The 17,046-nt window shown below is 68.0% G+C and carries 20 protein-coding genes; 9 read left to right on the top strand and 11 right to left on the bottom strand.

The window, feature by feature from the left end; all coding sequences use genetic code 11:
• Positions 1–17 precede the first annotated feature (17 nt).
• From rpl7ae to ACOZ4N_RS04670, 5 genes are all read left to right on the top strand, one after another.
• Positions 18–380, top strand: a complete 363-nt coding sequence (gene rpl7ae / locus ACOZ4N_RS04690; RefSeq protein ID WP_424018777.1) for a 50S ribosomal protein L7Ae — start codon at positions 18–20, stop codon at positions 378–380.
• Between the two features lie 10 nt (positions 381–390).
• Positions 391–621 (top strand): 30S ribosomal protein S28e, encoded by a 231-nt coding sequence (locus ACOZ4N_RS04685; protein ID WP_092662976.1) that lies wholly within the window; start codon positions 391–393, stop codon positions 619–621.
• A complete protein-coding gene (locus ACOZ4N_RS04680) occupies positions 621–1,109 on the top strand; it encodes a 50S ribosomal protein L24e (RefSeq protein ID WP_424018776.1) in 489 nt (162 codons plus the stop codon). Before ACOZ4N_RS04685 ends, ACOZ4N_RS04680 begins: the two co-directional genes overlap by 1 nt.
• Positions 1,106–1,579 carry a nucleoside-diphosphate kinase gene (gene ndk / locus ACOZ4N_RS04675; protein ID WP_424018775.1) on the top strand — a complete coding sequence of 158 codons (474 nt, stop codon included), beginning with the start codon at positions 1,106–1,108 and terminating at the stop codon, positions 1,577–1,579. The genes ACOZ4N_RS04680 and ndk overlap by 4 nt, the downstream gene beginning before the upstream one ends.
• 121 nt (positions 1,580–1,700) lie before the next feature.
• On the top strand, positions 1,701–2,084 hold the full coding sequence (locus tag ACOZ4N_RS04670) for a hypothetical protein (protein WP_424018774.1): 384 nt from the start codon (positions 1,701–1,703) through the stop codon (positions 2,082–2,084).
• 25 nt (positions 2,085–2,109) lie between these two features.
• On the opposite strand, the gene ACOZ4N_RS04665 is transcribed toward ACOZ4N_RS04670, so the two are convergent.
• A complete protein-coding gene (locus ACOZ4N_RS04665; RefSeq protein ID WP_424018773.1) occupies positions 2,110–2,331 on the bottom strand; it encodes a hypothetical protein in 222 nt (73 codons plus the stop codon).
• 117 nt (positions 2,332–2,448) lie between these two features.
• Between ACOZ4N_RS04665 and rbcL the strand changes: the two genes are divergently transcribed.
• Positions 2,449–3,696 carry a type III ribulose-bisphosphate carboxylase gene (gene rbcL, locus ACOZ4N_RS04660; protein WP_424018772.1) on the top strand — a complete coding sequence of 416 codons (1,248 nt, stop codon included), beginning with the start codon at positions 2,449–2,451 and terminating at the stop codon, positions 3,694–3,696.
• Here rbcL and ACOZ4N_RS04655 read toward each other — a convergent pair whose 3' ends face one another.
• From ACOZ4N_RS04655 to ACOZ4N_RS04645, 3 genes are all read right to left on the bottom strand, one after another.
• A complete protein-coding gene (locus ACOZ4N_RS04655) occupies positions 3,697–4,578 on the bottom strand; it encodes a carbohydrate kinase family protein (RefSeq protein WP_424018771.1) in 882 nt (293 codons plus the stop codon).
• Between the two features lie 10 nt (positions 4,579–4,588).
• Positions 4,589–5,545, bottom strand: coding sequence for a ribose 1,5-bisphosphate isomerase (locus tag ACOZ4N_RS04650; protein WP_424018770.1), 957 nt, complete (start codon positions 5,543–5,545; stop codon positions 4,589–4,591).
• A gap of 65 nt (positions 5,546–5,610) precedes the next feature.
• Positions 5,611–7,155, bottom strand: coding sequence for an alkaline phosphatase family protein (locus ACOZ4N_RS04645; protein ID WP_424018769.1), 1,545 nt, complete (start codon positions 7,153–7,155; stop codon positions 5,611–5,613).
• Positions 7,156–7,378: 223 nt separating this feature from the next.
• Between ACOZ4N_RS04645 and ACOZ4N_RS04640 the strand changes: the two genes are divergently transcribed.
• Entirely contained in the window at positions 7,379–8,254 is an 876-nt protein-coding gene (locus ACOZ4N_RS04640; RefSeq protein ID WP_424018768.1) for a polysaccharide deacetylase family protein, read from the top strand.
• A gap of 1 nt (position 8,255) precedes the next feature.
• A complete protein-coding gene (locus ACOZ4N_RS04635; RefSeq protein ID WP_424018767.1) occupies positions 8,256–9,290 on the top strand; it encodes a lysylphosphatidylglycerol synthase transmembrane domain-containing protein in 1,035 nt (344 codons plus the stop codon).
• Positions 9,291–9,300: 10 nt separating this feature from the next.
• Here the strand turns inward: ACOZ4N_RS04635 and ACOZ4N_RS04630 are convergent, their stop codons facing one another.
• Genes ACOZ4N_RS04630 through ACOZ4N_RS04620 form a run of 3 tightly spaced genes read right to left on the bottom strand, consistent with a single transcriptional unit; the run spans position 9,301 to position 13,188 of the window.
• Positions 9,301–11,097, bottom strand: a complete 1,797-nt coding sequence (locus ACOZ4N_RS04630) for an ArnT family glycosyltransferase (RefSeq protein WP_424018766.1) — start codon at positions 11,095–11,097, stop codon at positions 9,301–9,303.
• Between the two features lie 40 nt (positions 11,098–11,137).
• The gene (locus ACOZ4N_RS04625; protein ID WP_424018765.1) at positions 11,138–12,196 is read right to left on the bottom strand and encodes a methionine synthase; all 1,059 of its coding nucleotides are present in this window, start codon (positions 12,194–12,196) and stop codon (positions 11,138–11,140) included.
• Positions 12,193–13,188, bottom strand: a complete 996-nt coding sequence (locus tag ACOZ4N_RS04620; protein WP_424018764.1) for a 5-methyltetrahydropteroyltriglutamate--homocysteine methyltransferase — start codon at positions 13,186–13,188, stop codon at positions 12,193–12,195. The genes ACOZ4N_RS04625 and ACOZ4N_RS04620 overlap by 4 nt, the downstream gene beginning before the upstream one ends.
• A gap of 275 nt (positions 13,189–13,463) precedes the next feature.
• On the opposite strand from ACOZ4N_RS04620, the gene ACOZ4N_RS04615 reads away from it, so the two are divergent.
• Entirely contained in the window at positions 13,464–13,652 is a 189-nt protein-coding gene (locus ACOZ4N_RS04615; protein WP_424018763.1) for a hypothetical protein, read from the top strand.
• A gap of 25 nt (positions 13,653–13,677) precedes the next feature.
• Here the strand turns inward: ACOZ4N_RS04615 and ACOZ4N_RS04610 are convergent, their stop codons facing one another.
• Genes ACOZ4N_RS04610 through ACOZ4N_RS04595 form a run of 4 tightly spaced genes read right to left on the bottom strand, consistent with a single transcriptional unit; the run spans position 13,678 to position 16,997 of the window.
• Positions 13,678–14,247, bottom strand: coding sequence for a HemK2/MTQ2 family protein methyltransferase (locus ACOZ4N_RS04610; RefSeq protein WP_424018762.1), 570 nt, complete (start codon positions 14,245–14,247; stop codon positions 13,678–13,680).
• Positions 14,244–15,500, bottom strand: a complete 1,257-nt coding sequence (locus ACOZ4N_RS04605; protein ID WP_424018761.1) for a mechanosensitive ion channel family protein — start codon at positions 15,498–15,500, stop codon at positions 14,244–14,246. Before ACOZ4N_RS04605 ends, ACOZ4N_RS04610 begins: the two co-directional genes overlap by 4 nt.
• Positions 15,497–16,366, bottom strand: coding sequence for a 16S ribosomal RNA methyltransferase A (locus tag ACOZ4N_RS04600; protein WP_424018760.1), 870 nt, complete (start codon positions 16,364–16,366; stop codon positions 15,497–15,499). The genes ACOZ4N_RS04605 and ACOZ4N_RS04600 overlap by 4 nt, the downstream gene beginning before the upstream one ends.
• Before the next feature lie 34 nt (positions 16,367–16,400).
• Positions 16,401–16,997: a DUF655 domain-containing protein gene (locus ACOZ4N_RS04595; RefSeq protein ID WP_424018759.1), complete on the bottom strand. Its 597-nt coding sequence runs from the start codon at positions 16,995–16,997 to the stop codon at positions 16,401–16,403.
• Positions 16,998–17,046 lie beyond the last annotated feature (49 nt).

Here is a 17,046-nt window from a genome sequence, read left to right as displayed (position 1 = left end):
GCGGGAGGTGAATACCAATGTCAGTATACGTCGATTTCGACGTCCCAGCCGACCTCGCCGAGGACGCCCTCGAGGCTCTGGAGGTCGCACGGGACACAGGAGTTGTAAAGAAGGGGACAAACGAGACGACCAAAGCCGTCGAGCGAGGGAACGCCGAGCTCGTCTTCATCGCCGAGGACGTTCAGCCCGAGGAGATCGTCATGCATCTGCCCGAGCTGGCGGCCGAGAAGGACGTGCCCTATCTGTTCGTCGAGTCCCAGTCCGACGTGGGTCACGCGGCCGGGCTGGAGGTCGGCAGTGCCGCGGCGGCCATCGTCACGGCCGGCGAGGCCAGCGGCGACGTCGACGACATCGCACAGAAGCTCGAGGACCTCCAGTAGGTGACTCGATATGAGCGCAGAAGAAACTGAAGACGGAGGCGGCTCGACGCCCGCGGAGGTCATCGAAGTCGTCGGCCGAACCGGAATGCACGGGGAGGCCATGCAGGTCAAGTGTCGCATCCGCGAGGGCGAGAACCAGGGCCGCATCATCACCCGGAACGTCCTCGGCCCGGTCCGCGAGGGCGACGTACTCCAGCTCCGGGAGACGGCCCGCGAGGCCGACCAGATCGGAGGACAATAATGCCACGAACCCGCGACTGTGACTTCTGTGGCGACGACATCGAACCCGGCACGGGCACCATGTTCGTGCAGAACGACGGCTCGACCGTCATGTTCTGCTCCTCGAAGTGCGAGAAGAACGCCGACCTCGGCCGCGAAGCCCGCGACATGGGCTGGACCGAGGCCGGCCGCGCCGCCGGTGGCAAGCGCGCCGCCGAGACGGCCGACGAACCCGACGAGCCCGAAACCGAGGAAGAAGCCGAAGCCGAACCCGAGGACCCCGCGGCCACCGAGGCCGACGTGGTCGAGGACACGGGTGCCGCACCCGACCTCGAAGACGCCGAGTCCGAGGCCACGCCCGGCCCGGAAGGCGAAGGTGCCGAGGAAGCGGCCGCCGACGCGGACGCCGACTCCGCGGAGGCCGTCGACGAGGACGCCGATGCCGACGAGGCGGACGCCGACGACGAGGCCGACGAAGAGGACGCCGAAGAGGAGGAAGCTGAGGCATGAGCCACCACGACGAGCGGACGTTCGTGATGGTCAAGCCCGACGGCGTCCAGCGCGGCCTGATCGGCGAGATCATCGGTCGCCTCGAGGAGCGCGGCCTGAAGCTCGCCGGCGCGAAGTTCATGCAGATCGACGAGGAGCTCGCCCACGAGCACTACGGCGAACATAAGGACAAGCCCTTCTTCGACGGCCTGGTCGAGTTCATCACCTCCGGTCCGGTGATGGCCATGGTCTGGGAGGGGCAGGACGCCACCCGGCAGGTCCGACAGATGATGGGGACGACCGACCCCGCCGAAGCCCAGCCCGGCACCATCCGCGGTGACCTCGGCCTGGACCTCGGCCAGAACGTCATCCACGGCTCCGACCACGAGGATCCCGGCGCGAACGAACGGGAGATCGACCTGTTCTTCGACGACGACGAACTGGTCGACTGGGAGAAGTCGGACGCCGAGTGGGTCTACGAGGACGTCTAACGCGTCTCCGAAACCTTTTCACGTATTTTGTGGCGTCGAGAGCGACGGCGACGGTCGTCGGGCCGCTCGCGAACGGGCAGGCCGGGAGTAACTATTTGGCCGCCCGCCCGATAGCGAGGGTATGCGCGACGGCCAGCGTGGGCGATTGCTCGACGACGAGCGCGGGACGGCGACGCTGGCGGTCGGCGGTGGGTCGACGTTCCCGTTGCTGGTCGGACTCGTTCTCGGTGGCCCGATGCTGGCCGCGTTGCTCGGCGCGGCGGTCCGGCGGGAGCGAGCCTTCGACTACGTGGCGACGGCCGGCGCGGCCCTGATCGCCGTGTTCGCGCTGACCGGGACGACCGGGTTCGCGCCCCACTGGACGGTACTCGGAATCGTAGCGGTTCTGGCGGTCGTGGCTGGCCACTGGCTCAGCTTCCGGGGCGACCGGGCGAGTCTGGTGATCGTCGGGTGTATCTACGCCGCGCCGGTGGCGCTGGCGGTGGCACTGCTGGTGACGCTGTGAGGGGCTTCACCGAGCGGGGGAGACCTCACTCGGTGAAAATTTCGATCGCCGCCTCGACGAGACGGACGATGGTCGCGACGAACGTCGAGAGGAGGCGCTCGACGAGTGAGATGTAGACGCGATACGCGTGTGCGACGCGCCGGCCGAGCTGGTAGATCCGCCAGAGTCCGCGCAACAGTGTGGCCCGCTCCGGATCGTCTATCTGATCGAGCATGCGCGAGACGCGGACCGCGGGCGCGGTGGTCATCCTACTTGCACGTTCCAGCAACCGGCGTCTTACACGTTTCGGCTCCCGACAGATTTCGACGGCCCCGGACCGCCACCCGGCGGCAGTTTAAGGGTCCACGGCGACCAAGGCCGTGGCATGCCCGGCATCAACTACGAGGACTTCCTCGACCTGGACCACGAGCCCCGCGACTCGGAGCTGGTCTGTACGTTCGCCGTCGAACCGGCCAGCGACATGGACATGGCCGACGCGGCCGGCCGCGTCGCCTCCGAGAGTTCCAACGGCACCTGGGCCGAACTCCAGGTCGAGGGGTCGATCACCGACCTCTCGGCGACGGCCTGCGCTATCGACGGGAATCGCGTCACGGTGGCCTACCCCGACGCGCTGTTCGAGGACGGCAACATGGCGCAGGTCCTCTCGTGTATCGCCGGGAACATCATGGGGATGAAAGCAGTCGAGCGCATCCGCCTGCTGGACTGTGACTGGCCGGAGCCGCTGGCGACCTCCTTCCCCGGCCCGCAGTTCGGATCGAGCGTCCGCCAGGAGATCTTCGACGCCGGCGACCGCCCGATCACCGCGACGGTCCCCAAACCGAAGGTCGGCCTCTCGACGGATCAGCACGCACAGATCGGGTACGAGGCCTGGACGGGCGGGCTGGACCTGCTGAAAGACGACGAGAACCTCACGGATCAGGACTTCAACCCCTTCGCGGATCGGCTGACCGAATCCCTCGCCCAGCGCGACCGTGCCGAGGACGAGACCGGCGAGACGAAGTCCTACCTCGTCAACGTCACCGCCGACACCCGACGGATGCTCGAACGGGTCGACATGGTGGCCGAACACGGCGGCGAGTACGTCATGGTGGACGTGGTGACCTGTGGCTGGGCGGCGGTCCAGCGCGTCCGCGAGCGATGCGAGGACCACGGGCTGGCCATCCACGCCCACCGCGCGATGCACGCCGCGTTCGACCGCATCCCCGACCACGGCGTCTCGATGCGGGTCATCGCACAGATCACGCGCCTCTGTGGAGCCGACCAGCTCCACACCGGCACCGCGGACCTGGGCAAACTCGAAAACGAGGACACCACTGGAATCAACGAGTGGCTCTACGCCGACCTGCACGGCCTGAACGACGTGCTTCCGGTCGCGTCGGGCGGTCTCCACCCCGGCCTCGTCCCCGAACTCATCGACCGGGTGGGGACGAACGTCTGCGTGCAGGCCGGTGGGGGCGTCCACGGCCACCCCGAGGGAACCCACGCGGGCGCGAAGGCATTCAGAGCGGCCGTCGACGCGGCCGCTGCCGGACAGGACATCGAGGCCAAGGCCGACGAGGTACCGGAACTCGCGACGGCAATCGAGAAGTGGGGCACTGAGACGCCGCGGTAGCTACCCGTCGAGCAGACACTCGATCCGATCCCAGGAGAGGTCGGCGTGGGGGCCCCGTTCGCCTGCGGCCAGCGCGCCACAGGCGTTTGCGACGGCCAGACAGCGGTCGTAGTCCGGGTCGTCGGCGTCGAGCCACACTGTCAGGAAACCGGCGGCGAAGGCGTCGCCCGCGCCGGTCGTGTCGACGGCCTCGACGGGGAAGCCGTCGTGACTCGCGTAGTGGCCACAGGGCGTCAACACCTCCGCGCCTGCGGCACCGTGTTTCAGGACGACCGTCTTGTCGAGGCCGTCGGCCGGCCCGAGGTGGTCCTCGATGGCCGTCGCCGCCTCGCGCTCGTTGACGAAGACCAGATCCGCGCGGGCGAGCGGGGCCGTGAAGTCCCGGGCGTCGATACGGCGGCCGGGGTCGAAGCTCACCCGGAGACCGTGGTCGTGCGCGCGGTCGGCCAGTTCGGCGGCGGTGTCGGGGTCCTGGCTCGTCAGGTGGAGGTGGTCGGCGGCCGAGAGGGCCGACCCGGAGAGGTCGTCGGCTCCGAACGCCTCGTTGCCGCCCTCGTTACCGAGTACCGCCACCTCGCCATCCGGGTCGACCACGAGGTACTTCACCGCTGTCTCGGTGTCCGTGACCACCAGTGGCTCGCAGTCGACACCGGCGGCGTCGAGCGCCCGGACCGCGAGGTGGCCGTGCTCGTCGTCGCCGACGCTCCCGAGGATGGCAGCGTCGTTTTCCAGCGCAGTCAGTCCGGTGGCGACGTTGCAGGCGCTCCCGCCACAGGACTGGGACTGATCGGTGATGGTCGCCTCGCCGTCGGCCCCGGGCAGTCGGTCCACCGAGAGCGTCACGTCCCAGTTGACGTGCCCGGCACAGATCAGACGCGCCACGGTCCACCTCTCACACCGGGTCCTCCCACGGTCGTGCGGAGGTCTCGCCGAACAGCTCGCGCATCAGGGTGACGATGCTCTCCGGCGGGAACTGCCCGCGCTCGGTGACGATGGCGTCCATGTATCGAGGCGGCGTCACGTCGAACGCGGGGTTCTCGACGGTGATCTCGCCGATGGCCTCCCGCTCGCCTGGGTCGACGACCTCGTCCTCGTCGCGCATCTCGATCTCGACGGTGTGGCCCGTCATGGTGCCCGGATGGAGTTTGATGGTCTGGGCCGCGGTCATGATCGGGACGCCGCGTTCCCGCGCCGACACCGCGAGGCCGCTGGTCCCGATCTTGTTGACGACGGAGCCGTCCGCCGCGACTGCGTCGGCCCCGACGAGGACGTGATCCACCTCGTCGAGGTAGCGGCGGGCGGCGCTGTCGACGATCAGCGTCACGGGCACGTCCCACTCCCGGAGCTGTTCGGCGGTGATGTGCCCCTGATTGCGGGGTCGCGTCTCCTTGACGACCGCCGACAGGTCCTTGCCCTGGTCGAGGGCCGCCTCGACGCAGGCCAGTGCGTCCGTCGAGTGGCAGTGGGTCATCACGGTGTCGCCGTCGCGGAGACGGTTGGCACCGATCTCGCCGAGGTCGTCCTGGGCGCGGTCGAGCTGTGACTGGAACCGCTCGGCGGCGTCGACGGCGGACTGCCGCAACGTCTCGACGGTCGTGCCGTCCATGCCCTGGAAGACGAAGCGGAGCGCGTTGGGCAGGGAGACGGCCGTCGGGCGAGTGTCGTAGAGTACGCCGGCGGCCGCGTGCATCTCCGCCCTGAAACGGTCGGCCGTCTCGGCGTCGCTCGCCTTGGCCTGCGTGGCGAGGGCCTCGGCCGCGGCGTCGGCGATGGTCGCCGCGCCGCGAATCTCCATCTCGGCGATGTCGGCGGCCACGGCCTCGACCGCCGGGGCTACCTCCGTGTCCATGGCGTCGAACTACGCGGTCGGCCGTGAAAAGTGACCGGGCGGCCACACGGGGGTTCGGCGGCCGCTCACTCCATGTAGCCCAGTTGCTTCAGCCGCTCGGCGACCTCCTCGTCGTCGCGGCTGTCGTCCTCGTCGGCGAGTGCGATGGGGTCGCGACGCTGCCAGTCGCGGTCGTCGGCGAAGATATCGAGGACCTCGCCGGTCATGTCCTCGGGCACGTCACAGCCGCTGGCGACCAGCAGGGTCGGCGCGATGTCGAGGATGCTGATGTCGTCCATCTCGCCCGCGGCCTCGAAGTCCGGCCCGTTCGCGAGGAAGATGCCGTTGGGCGTGTTCTCGGCGGCCCAGCGGTCCGGGCCGGTCTGGATCACGCCGCCGCCCACGCCGTCGTTGACGTGGACGCCCGGGCGCTGATCGACGACGATTTCCGGCGCTTCGTCGACGTACGGCCCCTCGTAGACCTCCTCGCCGCGGTACACGTCGGTGAAGATCCGGCCGTGTTCGTCCTCGACGGCGGCGAGGTCGGCCATCAACTCCTCGCGGACGGCCTCGGTGTCGAAATCCGGGTTGAGGTAGATCGGCCCCTGGGCGCTGGCGACGGCTTTCGTCTCGTCGAGTTCGATGGCCTCCAGCTTGCGGGACCGCTTCAGGCCGGCGCTCTGGGGGACCAGTTCCTGAATGCGCTCGGGGACGATTTTCGCGAGGAGATCGACCGCGCCGGCGCGCTTGGCGACCGAGAGGACGGTCTCGCGGTCGATACCGACCCGCTTGAGCAGGCCGTCGACGGTCTGGGTGCGGGCCTGGTAGCCGTTCTCGGCCAGCCACTCGTTGACGTAGAACTCCGTCTGGGTCGCCGCCGACCCGTGGTCGGACATGAGGACGAGGTTGGTGTCCTCCAGGTCCTGCAGGCGGCCGACCCACTCGTCGACGAGTTCCCAGGCGCGTTTGCTCGGCTCCTCGTCCCAGAAGAAGTGGTGGATGACGTTCAGGTAGAAGAGGGTGACGTGCACGAAGTCGAGATCGCGGTCCTCGAACAGCGAGAGCGCGACCTCGAAGCGTTTGTCCAGCAGGTCGAGAATGGCGTCGACCTCCGCACCGCGTTCCGCGTTCGAGGACAGCAGCGGGTCGGGGTGAACGCGGTAGTCGAAGCGGGCTTCCAGCTCGTCGGCCAGCGATTCGGGCGCGGTGTAGCCCGACGAGATCGAGCGGTACTCGCCCTCGACGGCGTCGGGGCCGCCGGCGACGACGGGGCCGTCGATCTCCCGGGGCGGGTACATCGTCGGCATGTTGACGACGCCGGCGGTCTGGCCGTCGTCGTTGAGGTAGTCCCACAGCTCGGCGGTGTCGTAGTCGCCGCCGTTGACGACCTCGATGACGCCCTCCTCGAGGTCGATCCGCTCGAACCAGAAGACGCCGAAGCCGCCCGGGTCTTTGCCCGAGGAGTAGCACTTCCAGTTGGGGAAGGTCACGGGCGGCAGGCAACTCCGGTGCTGTGCCCAGGCCGATTCCTCGCGGAGGGCGGCGAGGTTCGGGAGGTCGCCGGCCTCGATCCAGGGGTCGAGCAATCGCCAGCTCGCCCCGTCGAGACCCACGACGAACGTCCGTGTCATGGCCGAGTCGACGATACGGACGCAACTATGTCTTTCCGTCCGCGTTCGTGGACGGATTTCGCCACAGCGTCCGCGAACCCTGGACAACGACAGGTTGAAGTGAACCGACCCGGGCCACTTCACCAGTGCCCGTCGTCGCTCACGCCGCGCCGCTCGCCGCCCTCCAGCCACCGACGACCAGTTCGTCGCCCCAGTCGCGGTCCCGACCGCACGGAGGGGCCCCATGAGCGACCGCGCCGTCCTCTCTATCGACTTCGAGTTGTTCTCTCAGACGCCGGCCTACCGCGATGCCGCGGGGGAGACGACTGAGACCGGCGTCGGCCTCGCGGGCGGGGCGTTCCTCCGCGAGACCCTCCGGGATCACGACGCGACGGCGACCTGTTTCGTCGTCTCCGAGGTCGCGGAGGAGTATCCCGACGCCGTAACCGCCCTCGCCGACGCCGGCTTCGAGATCGGATCCCACACCCACACCCACCGCCACCTCTCCGAACTCTCGCCCGAGGACTGCCGCGAGGAGATCGCGCGCTCGAAGGAGATTCTGGAGCGAGTCACCGGCGAGCAGGTGACGGGCTTTCGCGCGCCGTCGTTCGACATCGGCCCGAACCAGTTCGAGGCGCTGGCCGACGCGGGCTACCGGTACGACTCCAGTGTCGTCCCGAGCCGGGCGATCCCGGGCTGGTACGGCGGCGAGTTCGACCTCCACCGACCCGCGGCCGCGACCGAGGTCGATCCCGACGCACCGGAGGGGCTGGCCGAACTGCCCGTCAGCGTCATGCCGGGCCTGCGCCTCCCGCTGACGGGGACGTGGATTCGCTTTTTCGGGCCGCGATACACCGTCCTCGGGATGAGACTGCTGGCCCGGCGCGGGATCAGGCCGGTCCTGTACGTCCACCCGTGGGAACTCGTCGATCTGCCGGCCGTCGAGGGTGTCCCGAGTCGCGTCTACTACCACACCGGCGCGTGGATGCGCCGGGCGATAGCGCGCATCCTCGAACAGGACTTCGCGTTCACGACCGCCCGATCCGTGGTCGAGGACAGCATCGCGACCGATCCGGTCGGCGCGACCGGAGCCACCGAGACCAGACTGGAGGAGCGATAGCGTGTCAGAGCGCACCCGTCGCGGGATCGCGGTCACGCTGGTGCAGTACGCGCTGGGCATCGCCGCGCTGGCCTGGCTGGTGACTCAGATCGACATCGGGAACGTCCTCGACCTGCTCGGACGACTCGACGCCACGACGGTCCTGGCCGTCCTGGCGATAAGCGTCGCCGGCCTGCTGGCGCGCTTCTACACGTGGTACGTCGTGAGCCGGCCGTTCGGAGACGTGCGCTACCGGGAGGCCGCCAGCGCCGACCTGATCGTGAAGTTCGTCAACCAGTTGCTCCCCTCGCGGCTCTCCGGTCGCGTCGCCGCGCCCTTCGTCATCCGGAGCCAGACGGGGATCAGCTACGCCGACGCGACGGCGACGGCCGGCGTCCACACCGGCATCTACGCGGTCTACTACGGCCTCGTCGCGCTGATCGGCGTCGGGTTCGTCTCCGGCCGACTCCCCTGGGGCCTGCTCGCGCTCGTCGGACTCTCGACCGGTCTCTACGTCGCCGCCGGCGGGTTCGTCCTCCTCGCGGGGATGAACCTCGCGTTTCTCGACCGGGTGATCGAGGGGCTCGCCGCGCTGATCGGCCGGGTCCCGCGCGTCGGCGCTGGGCTGGCAGACCGCCTGCGTAACGTCATGGAGTTCACGACCGCCTCGACCGTCTCGTTCCGGGCGCTGACGACCGATCCGCGCGTCTGGCTCCACTACGGCGCGGGCTGGCTCGGCGCGCTGGTCCTCGCACCCGGTCTGCGAGTCCTCCTGTTGCTCGGTGGCTTCGGGTCGGGGTTCGAGCCTGCCGTCCTGCTACCGGTCGTTCTCGTGGCGGCCTACAGCGTCACCCTGCTCCCGCTCACGCCGGGCGGGGTCGGAGTCACCGAGGCGACCGCGACCGCCGTCTTCGTCGCGCTCGGGGTCCCGAGCGACGTGATCGTGCCGGTCATTCTGATCGACCGCGTACTCGGGACCTACCTCCCGGCGGTCGCGGGCTGGTACCCCACGCTGAAAGTGGACGTGTCCTCGCTGGCTCCGGACCGAGAGGCGTGAGTGCCGGCGCTCAGAACGGCGGGAACCGGCCGTACCCGCACTCGCCCTCCCGCTGTAAGATCACGGTGTACTGGTTCTCCGCGAGTTCCTGCTCGTCGGCGAACTGGTCGGTCTGGGGAACCAGCCCGACGTGGAACAGGTCCGTCAGCGACCCCGGTGTCGGCCGGTCCGGGACGAAGTTGGGCGGGCGCGGCCCGAACTCCGCGACGATGCGGTAGCTGTACTCGCCGGAGAGCAGTTCCCGGAAGTACTCCCGCTGGTCCTCGCCGTTGCGATAGTAGGTGCCGTTCTTCAGGTAGAGCAGGTCGCGGTAGCCGAGCTGGATGTACTCGGGGCAGTCGACGATGGCGGCCGCTTCGGCGTCGTCTTCCGGCCCGAACAGGTGGTTGATCCGCATGTCGTGCGGGACGGCGGCGTCGTGGAAGTCACGCCGGTACACCTCCATCGTCGCGTTCTCGTCGGCGTTGTCCTGTAGCCACTCGGTCGCCTCGTCGCGGGGCATCGAGGCGTAGCCGCCGACGCCGACGCCGGCGTAGATGCCCGTCGTCACCAGCAAGACCGCGATCACTGGCGCTCCGATGCTCGGGTTTCGCTCGCGCAACGCGATCAGCGACAGCGCGAGCAGGAGTGCGATCAGCGGGAAGGTCGGCAACAGGTGATGCACCCGGAAGTCGTGCCACCGCGAGAACAACAGCAGGTAGATCACGAGCGGGAGGAGCGTCAGCGCGTAGGCGGGCGTGTACGTCGCGCGGTCGCGCAGGGTGGCGAGGCTGGCGACGACGCCGACGAGCGACGCGAAAAAGAGCGGCAGGCCGAGGCCACTGAAGTAGCCCCGCAGGAACCACCACCAGACGGGCGCAGTCGGACCGGTGACGCGATTCCCTCGCGCGACCGACTGCCCGAACAGCCGCTCGAAGACTGGATCGACGGCTCCGACCAGGAAGGTCGGGTAGCCGGCGAGGATGGCGACCAGCCCCAGGAGCGCGCCGCCGACGACAAGCCACGGCTGGAACAGCGCCGACCACGTGGACTCCTCGGCCCCCCAGGCCCGCAGGACGAATCCGATCCCGATCAGGAGGACGATGGGCGCGGCGGTCAGCTTGAACGCGATAGCGACGCCGCCGGCCGCGCTGGCCGCGAAGAACGTGGTTCCGTCACCGGCCCGGACGTAGCGAACGACCAGATACAGCGCCAGCAGGAAGAAAAAGAGTGCGGGCATGTCCTCGCCGCCCTCGTGGGCGATGGTGAGAAACCCGAAGGTGAGCGTCAACACGAGCGCGGCCAGGCGGCCGGTCGCGCGGTTCCGGAGTTCGGTGCCGAGCCGGTAGGTCAGGTAGACCGCACCGACGGCGAACGCGGCGTTGAACAGCCTGACGAACACGAGACTCCACGTCCAGATCCACTCCGGCGTGGTGTGCCAGGCCGGGTAGAACCCGAACTCCGGCGCGGGGTACCCGAGTTCGGTGAACGCCCACAGGTCGCCGACCAGCGCCGCCACGAGCAGGACGGGCAGGAGAGCCAGCCCGAACAGGTACAGCGTCGGGCCGAACGGGACCCGGCTCCACTCGACGCTCTGCTGGAGCGTCTCGATACTCGGATCGGCGAGCATCCGCCCCATGGGGACCATCGCGTCGAGCAAACGGCTCTTCTCGTCCCTGGTGGCGAAGTTGGGGATGCGGTGCCAGAACCAGAAACTGCACAGCACGACCGCGAGCAAGACGACGAAGGGCAGGTACGGATCGGACCGGAGGTCGTCCGCGACCTGCGCGCGGACGCGACTGAGGAGGGCACGAATACGGGACGCCATACCGGACCCAATCCGCGACTGCGGTAAAAACGGAACGGAGTCAGTCGCTCGTCGGCGCGGCCAGCCCCACGTCGATCTCGCCGGCGTCGAGTTCCTCCTCGACCTCGCGTGCGGCCTGGACCATGTTCTCCATCTTGCCGTAGGCCACCTCGCGGGGCAGGAGCTTCAGGCCGCAGTCCGGTGAGACGGTGAGTCGCTCCGGCGGGACGACCTCGAAGCCCTTCACGATGTTCTCCTTGATCTCCTCGACTGGTTCGACCTCCGCGACGTGGGCGTCGACGACGCCCAGCGCGAGGTCCTTCGTGAACTCGTGCTCGGTGAACACGTCGAGTTGCTCGTAGTTGCCGTTACAGAGTTCCAGATCGTACTCGTCGACGGGGTAGTCGAGCATCTCGGGGTAGATGCGCGAGTAGTCGCCGTAACAGACGTGGAGGCCGACGCGCACGTCCTCCGGGATGTCGTCGACGATGCGGTCGAGACAGGCCCCGACGATGGCGTGGTCGTCCGGGGTCGTCGCGAGCGCGGGTTCGTCGATCTGGATGTACTTCGCACCGGCGTCGACGAGGCGTTCGATCTCCTCGTTCACGAGGTCGGCCAGGTCGTAGGCCAGCTGTTCCTCGTCGTCGTAGACCTCGTTGAACGACCAGTTCGCGAGAGTGTACGGCCCCGTGATGGGCACCTTGACCGGGCGCTCCGAGACCGAGTCGGTGAATTCGAACTCGTCGACGAGCCACTCCTCGCCGTACTCGACCTCCTCGACGACCGAGGGCTTGTCGAAGTAGTTGTGGCCCCAGACCTTGACGCGGCCGTTGAACTCGTAGCCCTCGATCAGGTGGGCGAAGTACTCCACCATCTCGTTGCGGCGCATCTCGCCGTCACAGATCACGTCCATTCCGGTGCGCTCGTGTTCCTCGGTGATGAGACGGGCGGCGTCGTCGGTGGCTTCCTCCCAGTCGTCCTCGTCGAAACTCGCGTCCTCGTCTTCGAGGAGTTCGCGGGCGCGGTCGAGCCACTTGGGCTTCTTGTAACTGCCGACGACGGTCGTCAGCAGGAAGTGGTCGTTCGGGTGGTTCTCGGGGCGGAACTGTTCTCGCGTCATGCGGAGATCACCTCTTTGTTGACGGCGGCCAGCGCGTCCAGTTTCGCCTCGTACTTGTTGACCGGGAGATAGAACGTCTCGGTGTTGATCGTGGCGTAGATCGTCTCGAAGTCCGTGCCGGGCGTGTTGTCGTCGACCCACTCGATGCGTTCGGCGATGGTGTCGGGTTCTTCGACCAGCGTGTTCTGGCCGTCGACCACGCCCAGCGCCACGTCGTCTTTGGTGCCGTACTCGCTGATGTTGTAGACGTTGTCCTCGTGGTCGGCCACGAAGTCGAAGCCGATGGCGTCCACGTCGGCGTCCATCAGATGGGCGTACACCTTCTCGTCGAGCGCGCCCCAGTAGGTGTGGGCGACGACCTCGGCGTCGGCGGCCGCGGCGACGGCGTCGATGGCCTCGCTCGCGCGCTCGTCCTCGCCGTCCTCGGGCGGGTTCTCCACGAGGGAGGGTTCGAGCAGGAACAGCGTCTCCACGTCGGGGAACTCGGCGATCTCGTCGGCCAGGAAGTCCGCGACGGCGTCGAGGAAGGCCCCGTCGTCGCCGTAGTGTTCGTCGGTCGCCAGATCGGCCAGCGAGTACGGACCGGGGAGAACCGCCTGCAGACCGGAATCGACCTGTTCGCTCGCCGCGTCGAGTTCGGCGGCCACGTCGCCGGTCGCGGCCAGATCGTCCGTCACGACGGGCTCTCGGTAGAAGTTGTTGTTGTCGTAGTACCGGACGATCCCGCGGGTCTCGACGGCGTCGGCGACGGCCAGCGGGTGGGCGATCATGTCGTCCCAGCGGCCCTGCCCCTCGACGATCCGGTCGAGGCCGGCCGACTGCTGGTGATCGACGTACTCGCTCCGGACGCGGTCGTAGGCGTCTTCGATAGCGTCACCCTCCGTCCCGTCGATCAGGTCGGCCTTCTGGTGGCCCTTCAGATCGGATAACTCGTCTTTCGCCCAATCGGGCAACGGGTACAATCCCGGTGTCGTCGTAACTACCTCTGACATTGAAACACCGTACGAAATGACGCCCTTTAATATTTGCTAATCGGTTTGATGACTATTGGTTATACACGATCCGTCATCGACCGAGCATAGCCCGCCCGAACACGACTTCGCCTTCGCGACCGGCTTTTCCATCGACCACCGGATTCGTCAGTGGCAGCTGTCGGCCTCTGTGGATTTATTTTCGATTAATTTTTTACTAAAATTAGTTTTGTTTCAGGAGATCTGAGTGGTCAATCATCTTCCTTATTAGTCGAGTCCGAGTAGTGGCGGGTGGCATGAAACGGATTGCCATGAAAGCGGTCCTCGCCATTCTGGCGGGGGTGTTCGGGGTTGGAACAGCAGCGGCCCAGAGCTCCGGGGGGAGCGGGGGTCTGAGCAACATCCTGCAGAAACTCCTCAGCGCCTTGCCGCCCGAGATCACCAGCCAGCTCTTCGAGCTTGCGCGGTCGCTGGGTCTCGCGTAACCGGCAGCTGCGGCGCTTTTTTCGATCAGCGGCGAATCGACAGGACGACGAGTCGCTCGAACGCGTGTTTCTCGGCCGCGACTTCCTCGGCGGAGAGCCCCTGCCGGGCGGCGTCGTCCACGACCGCGTCGAGTCCGGTGAGCGTCGAGAGCAAGAGCAACACGCGACCGCCGGGCGCGAGGACGCGTTCGACACCGTCGAGGAAGGGTTCGATCACCGCACGGCCGTCTTCCCCGCCGGAGAGGGCGTACTCCATCCAGTCGTCGCGTTCGTCCTCCGGCGGCGTCGGCAGGTACGGTGGGTTGAACAGAACGTAGTCGAACGCGCCGTCCCGAAAGGGATCTGTCAGGTTGCACTGCACCACCGGAACGCCGTTCTCGCGGGCCTCGCGGCAGGCCAGCGGGTTGATGTCCGCACCCACCACGTCGGCCCCGGCGTCGGCGGCCACGCTGGCGACGTAGCCGCTCCCGGTCCCCACGTCGAGAACGAGGTCGCCGTCCCCGACGCGTTCGGCGGCCGTCTCGGCCAGCAGTCGGGAGTCCTCGGCGGGCTGGTACACCTGCTCCAGGTCGCGGCGCTCGGCGAGATCGGTCACGACTCGTCGGCCTCCGGTGACTCCCCGTCCGCGTCCGGGTCGGCTGGTTCGGTCCCACTCCCCTCCGCAGTCCTGGAATCGTCCGACGATGCCTCGTCGCTCCCGTTGGCCGTCTCGCCGTCGCCTGCATCGCCGTCGGTCGATAGCGCGGCAGTCTCACCGCCGGCGAGTTTGAGTCCCGACGCCTCCTCACGGCCCATGAGTTCCCGCTGGGGGAACGGGATCTTGATGCCCTCTCGCTCGAAGGCGGTCTTGACGGCCTCGACGACGGCCGACCGGATTTGCCAGCGGCGCTGCGCGCTCGGATTGTCGATCCAGAACCGACACTCCAGCACGACGGCCGAGTCGCCGAAGCGTTTGAGGATCACGAACGGATCGGGTTTTTCCAGAACGTCGTCGAGATCGGTCATCGCGTCCCGCGCCACTTCGGCGGCGCGTTCCGGGTCGGCGTCGTAGTCGACACCGACTTCCACGTCCACCCGGAGTCGCCCGGCGCGCGAGCGGTTGACGACAGCGTTGCTCGTCACGATGTCGTTGGGGATCAGGACGTACTCGTCTTCGGGCGTCTTGATCTCCGTGTTGAAGATCGTCACGTCGGTGACGATCCCCTCGCGCTCGGAGATCTCGACCCAGTCGCCCACGTCGAACGGCCGCGAAAAGAGCAGGACGAACCCAGCCAGCACCGCGGCCAGTGTCTGTCGCGCGGCCAGGCCGACGACGACACCGAGGAACCCCGCCCCGAGCAGGAGGTTGCTCAAGTCCACGCCCCAGATCGAGAACGCGCCGAGGATGGCAAACAGGTAGACGCCGACCTGCGCGAGGTGGTAGCCGATCTCGCGCTGGTGGGTCGAGATGGCCGACCGCTGTTCGGCCAGATCCTTCATGATCCGCTTGACGAGGATCGTCAGCGCGTACGCGAAGACGAACAGGAAGACGGTGATGACGACCCGGACCAGCGAGCGCGGATCGGCCCGGACCAGTTCGATCAGCGTCGCCGCCTCGTCGGAGGCCCGCCAGACGATCAGGACGAGCGTCCCGGCCGCGATGGTCGACACGATCACCAGCCCGGCCTGGACACTCTCGACCAGGGGATTACTCAGCGAGAGCCGGTTCTTGAGCGGCGGCCCGGCCCGCCGGATCGTGACCGACAGGGCGACCAGCGCCGCGACGATGGCGACCGTCGCCAGGACCCGTAGCAGACGAGTGTCGACTACCCCCTGAATCGCCTCGACGAACGAGACCGCGAGGCTCACGGCTCGCCCACCTCCCAGGCCAGCCGTGCCAGTTCCGCGAACTCGGCGGGTGTGACTTTGCCGGCCCGACGACCCATGAGTTCCTCGTCGGCCGCGTCGACGACGGCGTCGGGATCGCCGAGCCCCGAGATGTGCGCGGTGTTCCGGACGGCGTTGCGCATCGTCTTCCGTCGCTGGGTGAACACGGCCGTGACGAAATCGAGGAAGAAGTCGTCGTCCGGCACGTCGTAGTCGGGGTCGCGCGGCCGTGCGCGCACCACGGCACTCTCGACGGCCGGCGGCGGCGAGAACGCCGCCTTCGGGATGGTCTCGACGACCTCCACGTCCGCGTAGTGACCGGCCGTCACCGAGAGGCGACCGTACTCGTCGGTCGCCGGCTCGGCGGCCATCCGCTCGGCGAACTCCCGCTGGAACATCAGGACGAGCGGGCGGTCACGGGGCAGGAGGCGAAACGCGATCTCGCTGGACACGCCGTAGGGCAGGTTCGAGATAGAGAGGGAGAAGTCCGGCAGCTCCACGTCGAGCGCGTCGCCCTCGATCACGGTGAGTCGGTCGGCGTCGATTTCGGCGGCGAACTCCTCGCGGAGGAAGGCGGCGAGGTCGCGGTCGCGCTCGATCACGGTCACGCGGTCGGCGAGGGCGAGCAGGCGGTCGGTCAGCGCGCCCGTCCCGCCGCCGATTTCGAGGACGTGGCTCGTGTCGGCGTCGATCTCGGTGGCGTAGCCCGGCAGTCGGTCGAGGACGCGGTCGTCGACGAGGAAGTGCTGGTCCCGGTCGGGGTCGCCGCGAACGCCTGCGCGGGCGAGGAGGGCGTCGGGGTCGCGGCTACCGGGCGTCGGCGCGTCGTCGGCGGGGCCACCAGTCATTGCCGGAACCTGAACCTCGCCGACCAAAAACGTGTCAGTCCTGGTCGTCGGTGCCGACGAACGTCCTGTACTTCAGGTCGTCCTCGCGCATCTCCTCGAGGACGCGCTCGACCAGCACCTCTCTGGGATTGTGGAGGCCGCTGACGCGCGCTTCCAGATCCTCGAAGTTCTGGAAGGGGCGGCGGTCGCGCTCGTCGAGGATGTTGTTGCGGAGCTTCTTGCCGATCCCCGGGAGCAGGTTGAGCTGGTGGAGCCGCAGCGTGATAGGTTGGGCGTCGTTGTAGAAGTCGACGAACCGGTCCTCGTTGGTCGTGACGATCTCCTCGACGACGTACTCCAGTTCCGAGCGCGCGCCGCTCGGGAGGTCCTCGTACTCGATACTGCGGATGCGCTGGACTGGGCTGTCGTCCCCCCGTTCGACCGGGATACGGTCGCCGATCTGGACGCCGGCGTCGTCGTCGACCCGGAGCTCGAACAGCTCGAACTCGGACTCGGTCAGGACGTACGCGAGCGGCGACTTCTCGTACTGTGGGCGGTCGTCCTCCGTGCGCCCGTGTGGCAGGAAGTCGAGGACGACACCCGTCTCGCGCTCCGTGTCTGCGGCCGGGTCGCCGCTCTCGGAATCGCTCATGCACGCCGATACGGCGACGGGATACATAAAAGCCCCAGCCGAGGGGGTC

The sequence above is a fragment of the Halorientalis pallida genome (assembly GCF_049605515.1).
Lineage (GTDB): Archaea > Halobacteriota > Halobacteria > Halobacteriales > Haloarculaceae > Halorientalis > Halorientalis pallida_A.
This window is presented reverse-complemented; position numbering and strand designations above follow the sequence as displayed.

Bases quoted from the DNA above. Each gene is read 5' to 3' on its own strand.
- ACOZ4N_RS04670 (WP_424018774.1), top strand. From the start codon at position 1,701: ATGCGCGACGGCCAGCGTGGGCGATTGCTCGACGACGAGCGCGGGACG.
- ACOZ4N_RS04645 (WP_424018769.1), bottom strand. From the start codon at position 7,155: ATGACACGGACGTTCGTCGTGGGTCTCGACGGGGCGAGCTGGCGATTG.
- ACOZ4N_RS04595 (WP_424018759.1), bottom strand. From the start codon at position 16,997: ATGAGCGATTCCGAGAGCGGCGACCCGGCCGCAGACACGGAGCGCGAG.
- ACOZ4N_RS04630 (WP_424018766.1), bottom strand. From the start codon at position 11,097: ATGGCGTCCCGTATTCGTGCCCTCCTCAGTCGCGTCCGCGCGCAGGTC.
- ndk (WP_424018775.1), top strand. From the start codon at position 1,106: ATGAGCCACCACGACGAGCGGACGTTCGTGATGGTCAAGCCCGACGGC.
- ACOZ4N_RS04665 (WP_424018773.1), bottom strand. From the start codon at position 2,331: ATGACCACCGCGCCCGCGGTCCGCGTCTCGCGCATGCTCGATCAGATA.
- rbcL (WP_424018772.1), top strand. From the start codon at position 2,449: ATGCCCGGCATCAACTACGAGGACTTCCTCGACCTGGACCACGAGCCC.
- ACOZ4N_RS04680 (WP_424018776.1), top strand. From the start codon at position 621: ATGCCACGAACCCGCGACTGTGACTTCTGTGGCGACGACATCGAACCC.
- ACOZ4N_RS04640 (WP_424018768.1), top strand. From the start codon at position 7,379: ATGAGCGACCGCGCCGTCCTCTCTATCGACTTCGAGTTGTTCTCTCAG.
- ACOZ4N_RS04650 (WP_424018770.1), bottom strand. From the start codon at position 5,545: ATGGACACGGAGGTAGCCCCGGCGGTCGAGGCCGTGGCCGCCGACATC.
- ACOZ4N_RS04685 (WP_092662976.1), top strand. From the start codon at position 391: ATGAGCGCAGAAGAAACTGAAGACGGAGGCGGCTCGACGCCCGCGGAG.
- ACOZ4N_RS04620 (WP_424018764.1), bottom strand. From the start codon at position 13,188: ATGTCAGAGGTAGTTACGACGACACCGGGATTGTACCCGTTGCCCGAT.
- ACOZ4N_RS04625 (WP_424018765.1), bottom strand. From the start codon at position 12,196: ATGACGCGAGAACAGTTCCGCCCCGAGAACCACCCGAACGACCACTTC.
- ACOZ4N_RS04600 (WP_424018760.1), bottom strand. From the start codon at position 16,366: ATGACTGGTGGCCCCGCCGACGACGCGCCGACGCCCGGTAGCCGCGAC.
- rpl7ae (WP_424018777.1), top strand. From the start codon at position 18: ATGTCAGTATACGTCGATTTCGACGTCCCAGCCGACCTCGCCGAGGAC.
- ACOZ4N_RS04615 (WP_424018763.1), top strand. From the start codon at position 13,464: ATGAAACGGATTGCCATGAAAGCGGTCCTCGCCATTCTGGCGGGGGTG.